Here is an 11,764-nt window from a genome sequence, read left to right as displayed (position 1 = left end):
GAACCCGGCGACGGCGTGTTCGGTCACGTCGCCGGGCGAGGGGCCGGTGGGTTACGTCGGGCCCGAGGCTTCGTGGGTTGCGGCGGGCCTCAGGCCCGGTGGGTCACGTCGGGTCCAGGCCGTGACTGCGCAGCCACGGCAGCGGGTCGATCGCCGAGCCGCCCGCGGGGCGGACCTCGAAGTGCAGGTGCGGACCGGTCGAGTTGCCGGAGTTCCCCGAGAACGCGATCTGGTCTCCGGCCTTCACGACCGTCCCCGACGGCACCTTGTAGCTGGAGAGGTGGCAGTACCAGGTCTCCGTGCCGTCCATCGCGGTGACGATCGCCATGTTCCCGTACGCGCTGTTCCACTGCGTCCGTACGGTGCCGTCGGTCGCGGCCATCACCGGCGTGCCGTACGACACCGGGAAGTCGATGCCCGTGTGCACGGACATCCAGTTGATGCCGGCCTGGCCGAAGTAGGCGCTGAGGCCCTTCTGCGTGACCGGGAGCACGAACTTCGGCCGCAGCCGCTCCTTGCGGGCCGCTTCCGCCGCCGCCTTCTGCTTCTCGGCGGCCTGCTGAGCCTTGAGGTCGATACGTTCCTGCGTCCGGCTGGCCCGGTCGGCGAAGTCGTCCGCGCCCGCGGAGAGGCTCTGGAGCTGGGTGTCCAGTTTGTTGTTGGCGGCCGACGGCTTCACCGCGGTCCCGTCGGACGCGCTGAGGGTCGTGTTGTCCTTGCTGTCGTTCCCGCCGATGGTGCCCACGGAGGCGGCGGCGATCCCCGCGACCCCCATCACACAGGCCGAGGGCACCGCGACGGTCAGCAAGGCGGAACGCTTCGCCGGGCTGCGCCGCCGGGAACGGGACGCGGACCGGTTCGCGGCACGGGGGGCCGGAATGACCTCTTCCATGTCCTCCAGCAGCGGCGCGTCCTGCGCGTCACCGGCGTCCTCGAACTCGTCCTCCGCGGCGCCGGATTCCTCGTACGACACCTGCTCGAAGGTCGCGGTCGCCTGCTGGTCGAAGGGCCGGTCGTCCACGTCGGACTCGGACACCGGCTGATGCTCGTAGGCCTCGGCGGCGAGCTGCTGCTCGTACGACTCGGCCTGCTGGTGCTGCTCGTAGCCGTCGTACGGGTCGTGTTCGCCCGCGGTGTTCCACTGCGTGGCGTCGTACGCGCCCGTCTCCTGGGTGTGCGCGGTCCACTGCTGGGTCTGGCCGGTCTGTTCGGCCTGGATCCAGGCGGCCGCGTCCCACTGGCCGGTGCCTTCGGGGCCCGGGTGCTGCGCGGGGATGTCGGCGAGCTGCTGGTATCCGCTCGCCCAGGCGGTCGTGTCGTAGGCACCCGTGTCGTACGCGGCCTGGTGCTGTGCGGCGTACGGGTCGTAGTGCGGCGTCTGATGGCTGCCGGTGCTCCACTGCGTGGCGTCGTACGAACCCGTGCCGTCGCCGCCCGACATGTCGCCGAAGAGAGGGTCGGCCGCGAAGGTCGAGGTCTCGAAACCCGTGGTCTCGAAGCTTCCGGTCGCGTAGGTACCGGTGGTGGCGTAGCCGTCGTACGAGGTGAAGTCGCCGTACTGGGCTTCCTGGCCACCGTACGACGCATAGGGCGCCGCGGCGGCATCGGAGGCCGGAGCCGGGGGCGTTACGGTCCCCGACGGGTGACGGTCGTTCACCAACTTCTCTTTCGCCTCGACAACAGGGGCTGGCAGAGCAGTGCGGCGACTGTACCCGGCGGTACGCGGGCGCGACAATCTTCCGCAGGTTTCCTCCACTCGGGAAACGGGCATTCGGCCGTGTTTCGGGGGAGGGCGGGCACGGCTTTGGCCTGGCGTTCGATTGTCGTTCGATGTTGAGGGTGTTCTGTGGGGGCGTTACGCCACTGTCAGACCCCCGGTTTCGGCGGCGGGCGCGGCGGCGGGGCGGGCCTGTGTCTCCTCGAAGTCGAGTGCCTGTCGTATCCCGGCGGCGACCGCGGGGTGGACCGGCAGGGCGAGATGTCCGATTCCGCTCACTTGGACGCTCTGTGCGAGCAGGTCCGGGTGGTCGATGGAGGCGGTCTCCAGCGGGTCCATCAGATGGTCGAGGTCGCTCCAGAAGCTCACGAACTGCGTACGGCAGTCGGGCGCGGGCTTGCGCAGCTCCTCGATCACTTCGGAACCCGGACGCATCTGACGGACGATCGGGTGCGCGTTCATCAGCGGAATGACCTTCGTGCCCGCGTGCGGCGTGCCGAGCGTGACCAGGGTGCGGACGCGCAGGTCCCCGCCGAGGCGCTGAACGTAGTAGCGGGCTATCAGTCCGCCGAGGCTGTGCCCCACTATGTCCACCTGGTCGCGCCCGGTGCGCTCGCAGATGTCCTCTATGTGCCGCCCGAGCAGCTCCGCGGCGGCGCGGATGTCGTTCGTCAGCGGCGAGTAGTTGAGCGACTCGATGTGCTGCCTGCCGTGCTGGGCGAGGTTGCGGCGCAACAGCACGAAGACCGAACGGTTGTCGATGAAGCCGTGCAGCAGCACGACCGGCGGTTTGGTCCCGGTGGGCAGCCGGGGCGCGTCGGGCGGGGGGAGCGCGGGGGTGCCGCGGCGCTCCTGGGTGATGCCGGACGGATAGAGGAGGAGGTGCCCGGCGAGGATGGCGATCTCCAGGGCCGTCGCCTTCAACAGGGCCACCGAGAGCCCGGTCAGTCGGCTGGGCAGCAGGCGCTGACGGAGAGGGAGAAAGGGCAACTCAGCCCCGGTGACCTTCATGGCCGACCTCCAGTCGGCACGCAGCGGGACCGCTCTGTCCCCCGTGTGCCCTCGTGGAAAGCCGCGGTGGTGGTGCCGGTGGCGATGGCGTGGGCGGTTGCCGACGGTGCGTCCATGGCGTGTGGTGCGCCGGTGACGCGACGGGATTCCCTGCCGTCGTGCTCCCGCCGGTGCGCCGCACCGCCGTCGCGCCTCCGTGATGCGACGGCGGTGCTGCCACCTGCTGGCGGCTCTCCTTGCGCAGGCTCCGGCCACGGCCCGCGCGTCGCAGATCCCTGCGGCGCGTGTGCCGCAGTAACGCGGAGCGGTGCGCGGCGAATGTGTCCCACCGTGTGATTTCCCCCTCGGTCTTCAGCGGGAAACTGCGGTTTGCACGGATCTGACGATAACGTTCGTTCACTTCCCCTGCCGGTGCGGTGCGGGGCGGTCGATGAAGTCCGTTCATGGAGGCAGTGATGGGTGTGGCAGCCGGTCCGATCCGCGTGGTGGTGGCCAAGCCGGGGCTCGACGGCCACGATCGCGGGGCCAAGGTGATCGCGCGGGCGCTGCGCGACGCCGGTATGGAGGTCATCTACACCGGGCTCCACCAGACCCCGGAGCAGATCGTCGACACCGCGATCCAGGAGGACGCCGACGCGATCGGCCTCTCGATCCTCTCCGGCGCCCACAACACACTGTTCGCCGCGGTCATCGATCTCCTCAAGGAGCGCGACGCGGAGGACATCAAGGTCTTCGGCGGCGGGATCATCCCCGAGGCGGACATCGCGCCGCTCAAGGAGAAGGGCGTCGCCGAGATCTTCACGCCGGGCGCGACGACCGCGTCGATCGTGGAGTGGGTCCGGGCGAACGTACGCCAGCCGGCCGGCGCGTAGCACCCCTCCGGCGGGGGTGCGGTCCCCGTCGCCCGTGGGGCGGCCGCGGGTGGGTGGGGGCTGCTCGCGCAGTTCCCCGCGCCGCTCAAGGGGCGTTCCTGTCAGCGTCGTTCCGCGCCATCCAGCTCCGAGGACATCACCGCGCGCAGACGCAGGGTGGTGACGAGGCGCTGGAAGGCCTCCGCCCAGTAGCCACCGGCACCGGGTGCCGCGTTCTCCGGCTCGTCGGCGACCGCCGTGAGTCCCTCCAGCCGCCCCGCCTCCGCCGGATCCAGGCACCGCTCGGCCAGCCCCATCACCCCACTGAAGCTCCATGGATAACTCCCCGCGTCCCGCGCGATATTGAGCGCGTCGACCACCGCCCGTCCCAGGGGCCCCGCCCACGGCACCGCACAGACCCCGAGCAGCTGGAACGCCTCGGACAGACCGTGCGTGGCGATGAACCCCGCCACCCACTCGGCCCGCTCGGCGGAGCCCAACGTGGCGAGCAGTTTCGACCGCTCCGCCAGCGACACCGCCCCCGGCCCGCCGGCCTCCGGAGCCGACGGCGCGCCGAGGAGAGCCCGGGACCAGCCCGGGTCCCGCTGCCGTACCGCCGCCCGGCACCATGCGGCATGCAGCTCGCTCTGCCAGTCGTCCGCCACCGGAAGCGCCACGATCTCCTCCGGCGTACGTCCGCCGAGCCGTCGCGACCACGTCCCGAGCGGCGCTGCTTCGACCAACTGGCCCAGCCACCACGACCGTTCCCCTCGTCCCGCCGGAGCTTTCGGTACAACACCGTCGCGCTCCATGCTCGCGTCGCACTCGTGCGGCGCCTCGACGACGATCGAGGGTGTGCCCCGCGTCCGGTCGACGGCCACGCATGAGCCGGCCCGGGCCGCCATCCGCGCGGCGAGCGCCGAAGCGGGCAGCGCGGACAGCAGCTCCGCCGCCGTGGCCCGGACGTTGCGGCTCCGGTCGGCGAGCGCCCGCTCCAGGAACGGTTCGTCCGCCGCGCACAGCCCGGAGCGCAAGGAGTCGAGGAACATCAGCCGGTCCTCGGCCCGCTCGGTCGCCCAGGTGGTGGCGAGCAGCTCGCGCGCGGCCCTGGGGTCCTGGGCCCGTATCGATGTGAGCAGTGCGACCCGCTCGGCGAAGAGACCCTCCTGCCAGAGCTGTTGCGCGCGCTCGGGGTCCTCCGGGCCGGGCAGCGTGGTGCCGCCGCCGGGCAGCGACCGCAGGGCGAAACGCCAGTCCGGGTTCAGCCGGGCGAGCCACAGGGCGCGCGGCCCGGCGAAGGCCAGGGCCGCCGGCCGCAGGTCCGTACGGCCCCGGGCGGCGTCGAGGAGCGCGGGCAGCGTTTCCGGGGGCGGCGCGAAACCCCGCGCGTTCGCCAGCGCGAGCCACTGCGGCAGCAGCTCCATGAGGTCGGGCGCCGTGCCCCGGCGGCCGCCGCCTCCCGTGCCGGGCCGGTCCGCCAGCAGCGTCGTGAGTCGGTGGGCCGCGGCGGGCGGGAGGGCCGGTCGTGGGTCGGGCGCGGCGGGCTCGGGACGGGCGGCCGCCCGTGCGGCCCGCACCCCGGCCCGCCGCCGCAGGGTTTCCACGGCGGCCGCGTCCAGCAGGGCCACCGGCGCCTCGCGCCCGGCGGCCCAGACCGGAGGCGGGCGCCGCTCGGTCCCGAGCAGGGCCATCGTGACGAGCTCCTCCCAGGAACCTCCGACGGGCGCGCCCGCGGAGGCGGAGGTCGTGTTCATGAGCGTCCTTTCCGTGGGGAGGCGGTGCTGATGGCTTGACCGGTGACAGTGGTGCTGGTGCTGGTGCTGGTGCTGGTGCTGGTGCTGGTGCTGGTGCTGGTGCTCGTGCCAGTGGTGTGGGCGGTGCCGGTGGTCAGCACAAGGACACCGGCTCCCCGTCGTCCTCCGGCCAGGCCGTCAGGGGAGTGAAGCCGCGGTGGCCGCACTCTCCGAAGACGGTGACGGGGCCGCCGCCGGAGAGGGCGGCGAGGCTCCACAGCCCGGGTCGGGAGAGAAGGGAGGAGGCGATCGGGAGGGCGAAGTCGCCCTCGGCGTCCGCCAGTTGCCAGGTGTCGCCGTCGGGGGTGGGTATCACCCGGGCCAGCGTGACCGGATGGGAGTCGAGCCAGGGGTCGGCCCGCAGGGCTTCGCCGAAGCGGGCCGCCGCCTGGGGGGCGGTCAGCCCCGGTGGACGTGTCCGCGCGGGGGCGGGCGGCGTGAACCGCTCGCCCAGGGCCGCTCGGAGCTGTCCGGCGCCCGGATACGCGGACACCTCCGCCTCGAAGGCCAGCCCCACCGGCAGGGTCAGCTCCGGCGCACGGCCGGCGGCCCCATAAGAGAGGAGCAGCGCGGTGCGGTCGGTCTCCGCGCCGTAGAGCCAGATCCTGCGAGTCGTGAGCCGGGTGTCCGCCGTGTCGTACTGGGCGAGGACCTGCCAGCGGTCCCGCACCGGTGGCCCGTCCGCCGAACCGGGCAGCCCCACTCGCGAGCGAACCGTCGCGGCCAGGTCGTCCGGCAGCCGCTCACGGCGCAGCCAGCCCTGGTCGAGGAGATGGAGCAGCGCGCACTCCTCCAGCAGCCGCACCGGCCAGCCGGGTCCGGAGGAGGGAATCGCCCCCAATTCCCTGACCCGCGCGGCCAGTCCGGGCGCCTGCGCGTCGACCATGCGGGCCGCCGTCTCCTCCCACATCCCGTACCCCGCCTGCTCGGCCGACGCGAGACCGCCCCGCAGCAGATCCGCCAACCGCTGCTCCAGCTCCGCCGCCCCCGCGGTGATCCGCTCGGCCCGCCGCTGCGCCCTGCGCCGCGCCGCCTCCGGATCGCCCGGTGACGCCGTCCCAGATCCCCCGCCCGTCGTCCCCTTCTCCCCCGCTCGCTCTCGTCTCCCCTCTATCCACTGCTCCGCCCAGTCCGGCGCCGGCCCCCGCGGCACCGAACCCTCCTCGCCCGCCCAGAGCAGCAGCAGTCCCAGCGCGTGCTTGCACGGGAACTTCCGGCTCGGGCAACTGCACTTGTACGCGGGCCCGGTGGAGTCCGCGATGTCGATGACCGTCTGATAAGGCCTGCTGCCGCTTCCCCTGCACAGTCCCCATACCGTCCCCTCGTCAGAACTGCCTGCCTCCGACCACGGCCCGGCAGCGCCGAGCTTGCTGCCGGCCGTACGTGACGCGGCATCAGGCGCCAGTGCCAGCACCTGATCCGCCGTCCAGCGCACCCCCTGCTGAGTCATGTCATCGAAGGTAGGTCCCGCCACTGACAATCGACCTTCGCGAGCGCATTTGCGCAGGTCAGAGCGCATTGTCAGTGGCGTGGTGCACGGTGGAACCAGATCCGAACCGGCCGAGCTGGAGGGGGAGCGAGCCATGTCCGTGCCCGTTGCGTCCGTTGAACCGACGACCGTCCGTCCGCCCGTGAGCGAGGGCCTGGGCGAAGGGGTGAGCGAGAGCGCGGGCGAGGCGCTGCGACCACATGCCGAGCACGCCTTCGCCGCCGAACTCGCCGCGCTGGCCGCGCAGGACGACCGGCCGCGGCCCGCCCGCTGGCGGCTGTCGCCATGGGCGGTGGCGACCTATCTGCTGGGCGGCACGCTGCCGGACGGCGCGGTGATCACACCGAAGTACGTGGGACCGCGCCGCATCGTCGAGGTCGCCGTCACCACGCTCGCCACCGACCGCGCCCTGCTCCTGCTCGGCGTGCCCGGCACCGCGAAGACCTGGGTGTCCGAGCACCTGGCCGCGGCGGTCAGCGGGGGCTCGACCCTGCTGGTGCAGGGCACGGCCGGCACACCGGAGGAGGCGATCCGGTACGGCTGGAACTACGCGCAGCTGCTGGCTCACGGCCCCAGCCGGGACGCCCTCGTGCCGAGCCCGGTCATGCGGGCCATGGCCGAGGGCATGACGGCCCGGGTCGAGGAGCTGACCCGCATCCCGGCGGACGTGCAGGACACGCTGATCACGATCCTGTCGGAAAAGGTCCTGCCGATACCGGAGTTGGGCCAAGAGGTGCAGGCCGTCCGCGGCTTCAACCTGATCGCCACCGCCAACGACCGCGACCGCGGGGTGAACGAGCTGTCCAGCGCCCTGCGCCGCCGCTTCAACACGGTGGTGCTGCCCCTGCCGGAGAGCGCGGACGCGGAGGTCGACATCGTCTCGCGGCGTGTCGACCAGATCGGCCGGTCCCTCGACCTGCCCGCCGCGCCCGAGGGCATGGACGAGATCCGCCGTGTCGTCACCGTCTTCCGCGAGCTGCGTGACGGGGTCACGGCCGACGGGCGGACAAAGCTGAAGTCGCCCAGCGGCACGCTGTCCACCGCCGAGGCGATCTCGGTCGTCACGGGCGGCCTGGCCCTCGCCGCCCACTTCGGCGACGGCGTCCTGCGCGCGTCCGACGTGGCGGCCGGCATCCTCGGCGCCGTCGTCCGCGATCCGGCCGCCGACCGGGTCATCTGGCAGGAGTATCTGGAGGCGGTCGTCCGCGAGCGGGACGGCTGGAAGGACTTCTACCGGGCCTGCCGGGAGGTGAGCGCATGACGACCTTCACGGCGGGGCCGTTGCTGCTGGGGGTGCGGCATCACGGCCCGGGGTCGGCCCGCGCCGTGCGGGCCGCGCTGGAGGCGGCGACGCCCGAGGTCGTCCTGATCGAGGGACCCCCGGAGGCGGACGCGCTCATCCCGCTCGCCGCCGAGAAGGACATGCGTCCCCCCGTCGCACTCCTCGCCCATGTCGTGGACGAGCCCGGCCGCTCCGCCTTCTGGCCGCTCGCCGAGTTCTCCCCCGAGTGGGTGGCGATCCGGTGGGCCCTGGAGCACGGAGTCCCGGCCCGCTTCATCGACCTCCCGGCGACCCACACGCTCGCGTGGGGGAACGAAGAGGAGAAGAGGACGGCGGAGGGGGAGCAAGGGCAAGAGGAGAAGGGGGAGAAGGAGACGGGTGCGTCGGACCGTTCCGTCGACGCGGGCGTGCGGATCGACCCGCTCGCCGTACTCGCGGAGGCGGCCGGTCACGACGATCCCGAGCGCTGGTGGGAGGACGTGGTCGAGCACCGGGGCGGGTCCGGGTTCGGGGCCGACCCGTTCGCGCCGTTCACCGCGCTGGAGGAGGCGATGGGGGCACTGCGGAAGGTCTACGGGGTCGGGGGACACGACCGGGACCTGGTGCGCGAGGCGTACATGCGGCTCCAGATGCGGGCGGCGCAGCGGGAGTTCGGGGACGAGGTGGCCGTGGTGTGCGGGGCCTGGCACGTGCCTGCGCTGCGGCAGAAGACGACCGTGGCCGCCGATCGGGCGCTGCTCAAGGGGCTCCCCAAGGCCAAGGCCGACATGACGTGGGTGCCGTGGACGCACCGGAGGCTGTCGCGGGTCAGCGGGTACGGCGCGGGCATCGACTCGCCGGGTTGGTACGGGCATCTGTTCGCCGCCCCGGACCGTCCCGTCGAGCGCTGGATGACGAAGGTGGCGCGGCTGCTGCGCGCCGAGGACCGGATGGTGTCGTCGGCGCACGTCATCGAGGCGGTACGGCTGGCCGACACCCTCGCCGCGATGCGTGGTCGCCCACTGCCCGGGCTGACCGAGACCACCGACGCCGTACGGGCCGTGATGTGCGAGGGCTCGGACGTGCCACTGGGGCTCGTGCACGACCGGCTCGTGGTCGGCGATGTGCTGGGCGAGGTGCCTCAGTCCGCTCCCGCGGTGCCGTTGCAGCGCGACCTGGCGCGTGCGCAGAAGCGGCTGCGACTGAAACCCGAGCCGATGGAGCGGGAGTTGGAGCTGGACCTGCGGGGGGAGACCGACGCCGGGCGGAGCAGACTCCTGCACCGGCTGCGACTGCTCGGTATCGCGTGGGGCGAGCCCACCGCCTCGCGCGGCAGCACCGGCACCTTCCGGGAGACCTGGCGGCTGCGCTGGGAGCCGGAGCTGTCCGTGCGGGTCGCCGAGGCCGGGGTCTGGGGCACGACGGTGCTGTCGGCGGCGACCGGCAAGGCCGAGGCGGACGCCGTCGCCGCGCACGCCCTGGCCGACGTCACGGCACTGGCCGAGCGCTGTCTGCTCGCCGAACTCCCGGACGCGCTGCCCGTGGTGATGCGGGTCCTCGCCGACCGGGCGGCGCTGGACGCGGATGTCGGCCACCTCGCCCAGGCCCTGCCCGCGCTGGTCCGCTCCCTGCGGTACGGCGATGTGCGCGGCACGGACACACACGCCCTCACGGACGTCGCCGTGGGCCTCGCCGAGCGGATCTTCGTCGGACTCCCACCGGCCTGTGCGGCCATCGACACCGAGGCCGCCGAGCACATGCGACGCCATGTGGACGCGGTGCACGGAGCGGTGGGGTTGTTGGGGGAGCCGGGCACGGCGGCCCCCGGCGGCATACGCGAGCGCTGGCACTCCGTACTCCGGGTGCTGACCGGGCGGGACACCGTGCCGGGGGTGATCCGTGGGCGGGCGGTACGACTGCTGCTGGACGACGGGGAGTTGGGCCAGGACGAGGCCGCGCGGCTCATGGGTCTCGTGCTGTCGCCGGGCACGGAGCCGGGGGACGCGGCCGCGTGGATCGAGGGGTTCGTCGGCGGTGGCTCCGGGGGCGGGATGCTGCTCGTGCACGACGAGCGGCTGCTCGGTCTGGTGGACGCGTGGCTGACCGGGGTGCCGGCGGAGGCGTTCACCGATGTGCTGCCACTGCTGCGGCGCACCTTCTCGGAGTACGAGGCAGGGGTGCGCAGGACGCTGGGCGAGCTGGTCCGGCGCGGCCCGGGGGCGCGGGGGAGCGCCGAGGCCGCCGCCTCCGGCATACCCGGGTTCGCGCCCGACCTCGACCCCGGGCGCGCCGACGCGGTCCTGCCGGTGCTGAGCCTGCTGCTGGGGCTGGACGAGGCCTACGACGACGACTTTGCGGGAGTGGCCCGATGACAGCGGCACCTGTGGAAGCGACCGGGTCGAACGGTCCGACCGGACCCACCGCCGCCGACGCCGCCGGCGAGCGGTTGCGGCGGTGGCGGCTTGTGCTGGGGGGTGAGGAGGCGGACGGCACCGGATGCGCGCTCGCGGGGCAGGACGCGGCGATGGACGGGGCGCTCACCGCGTTGTACGGGAAGGACGGCAAGGGGCGGTCCGGGCGGGACCGTTCGGCGGGGCTGGGGGCGTCGGCGCCGTCGGTCGCGCGCTGGCTCGGGGACATCCGGACGTACTTCCCCTCGTCCGTCGTGCAGGTCATGCAGCGGGACGCCATCGACCGGCTCGGGCTGTCCACCCTCCTGCTGGAGCCCGAGATGCTGGAAGCGGTCGAGGCCGATGTGCATCTGGTCGGCACGCTGCTCTCCCTCAACAAGGCCATGCCGGAGACGACGAAGGAAACCGCGCGGGCGGTCGTGCGCAAGGTCGTCGAGGATCTCGAGAAGCGGCTCGCGAGCCGCACGCGGGCGACGCTCACCGGCGCCCTCGACCGCAGTACGCGCATCAGCAGGCCCCGTCACCATGACATCGACTGGAACCGCACGATCGCGGCGAACCTGAAGCACTACCTGCCCGAGTACCGCACGATCGTGCCCGAACGGCTGATCGGCTACGGGCGTGCCTCGCAGTCCGTGAAGAAGGAGGTCGTCCTCTGTATCGACCAGTCGGGATCCATGGCGGCGTCCGTCGTCTACGCCTCCGTGTTCGGCGCCGTCCTCGCGTCGATGCGGTCCATCGCCACCCGGCTCGTCGTCTTCGACACGGCCGTCGTCGATCTGACCGACCAGCTCGACGACCCGGTCGACGTCCTCTTCGGCACCCAGTTGGGCGGCGGTACGGACATCAACAGGGCGCTGGCGTACTGCCAGTCGCAGATCACCCGGCCCGCCGACACGGTGGTCGTGCTCATCAGCGACCTCTACGAAGGGGGTATACGCGACGAGATGCTCAAGCGGGTCGCGGCGATGAAGGCGTCGGGGGTGCAGTTCGTGACGCTGTTGGCGCTGTCCGACGAAGGGGCGCCCGCGTACGACCGTGAGCACGCGGCGGCGCTCGCGGCGCTGGGCGCACCGGCGTTCGCCTGTACGCCCGACCTGTTTCCCGAGGTGATGGCGGCGGCGATCGAGAAGCGGCCGCTCCCGATACCGGACACCGCCTGAGGAGATGTGCCGTCAGCGATGACGGCGACCGGGGGCTTGCGCGACCTCAGGAGACCCGTGCGAGGATC

General features: G+C 72.7%; 8 protein-coding genes. 4 read left to right on the top strand and 4 right to left on the bottom strand.

The genetic code is table 11. The features are described 5' to 3' along the window. Nucleotides 1-103: 103 nt before the first annotated feature. Both ACZ7M3_RS08460 and ACZ7M3_RS08455 read right to left on the bottom strand, forming a co-directional pair. Nucleotides 104-1,771 (bottom strand): M23 family metallopeptidase, encoded by a 1,668-nt coding sequence (locus tag ACZ7M3_RS08460; RefSeq protein ID WP_472061750.1) that lies wholly within the window; start codon nucleotides 1,769-1,771, stop codon nucleotides 104-106. A gap of 84 nt (nucleotides 1,772-1,855) precedes the next feature. Next, nucleotides 1,856-2,728: an esterase/lipase family protein gene (locus ACZ7M3_RS08455; RefSeq protein WP_355302748.1), complete on the bottom strand. Its 873-nt coding sequence runs from the start codon at nucleotides 2,726-2,728 to the stop codon at nucleotides 1,856-1,858. Between the two features lie 455 nt (nucleotides 2,729-3,183). Here ACZ7M3_RS08455 and ACZ7M3_RS08450 point away from each other — a divergent pair, with 455 nt between their 5' ends. Next, entirely contained in the window at nucleotides 3,184-3,600 is a 417-nt protein-coding gene (locus tag ACZ7M3_RS08450; RefSeq protein ID WP_067366859.1) for a cobalamin B12-binding domain-containing protein, read from the top strand. 101 nt (nucleotides 3,601-3,701) lie between these two features. On the opposite strand, the gene ACZ7M3_RS08445 is transcribed toward ACZ7M3_RS08450, so the two are convergent. Beyond that, nucleotides 3,702-5,333, bottom strand: coding sequence for a DUF5691 domain-containing protein (locus ACZ7M3_RS08445; protein WP_472061748.1), 1,632 nt, complete (start codon nucleotides 5,331-5,333; stop codon nucleotides 3,702-3,704). 133 nt (nucleotides 5,334-5,466) lie between these two features. Further along, nucleotides 5,467-6,822 carry an SWIM zinc finger family protein gene (locus tag ACZ7M3_RS08440; protein WP_472061746.1) on the bottom strand — a complete coding sequence of 452 codons (1,356 nt, stop codon included), beginning with the start codon at nucleotides 6,820-6,822 and terminating at the stop codon, nucleotides 5,467-5,469. A gap of 133 nt (nucleotides 6,823-6,955) precedes the next feature. On the opposite strand from ACZ7M3_RS08440, the gene ACZ7M3_RS08435 reads away from it, so the two are divergent. Genes ACZ7M3_RS08435 through ACZ7M3_RS08425 form a run of 3 tightly spaced genes read left to right on the top strand, consistent with a single transcriptional unit; the run spans nucleotide 6,956 to nucleotide 11,696 of the window. Then, nucleotides 6,956-8,122 (top strand): ATP-binding protein, encoded by a 1,167-nt coding sequence (locus ACZ7M3_RS08435; RefSeq protein WP_472061744.1) that lies wholly within the window; start codon nucleotides 6,956-6,958, stop codon nucleotides 8,120-8,122. Beyond that, nucleotides 8,119-10,494 (top strand): DUF5682 family protein, encoded by a 2,376-nt coding sequence (locus ACZ7M3_RS08430; protein WP_472061742.1) that lies wholly within the window; start codon nucleotides 8,119-8,121, stop codon nucleotides 10,492-10,494. Before ACZ7M3_RS08435 ends, ACZ7M3_RS08430 begins: the two co-directional genes overlap by 4 nt. Next, nucleotides 10,491-11,696 (top strand): VWA domain-containing protein, encoded by a 1,206-nt coding sequence (locus tag ACZ7M3_RS08425; RefSeq protein ID WP_472061740.1) that lies wholly within the window; start codon nucleotides 10,491-10,493, stop codon nucleotides 11,694-11,696. Before ACZ7M3_RS08430 ends, ACZ7M3_RS08425 begins: the two co-directional genes overlap by 4 nt. Nucleotides 11,697-11,764: the final 68 nt, after the last annotated feature.

Source organism: Streptomyces sp. NPDC111656, assembly GCF_055656965.1.
The sequence above is the reverse complement of the archived record's forward strand: the minus strand, read 5'-3'. Positions and strand labels throughout refer to the sequence as shown.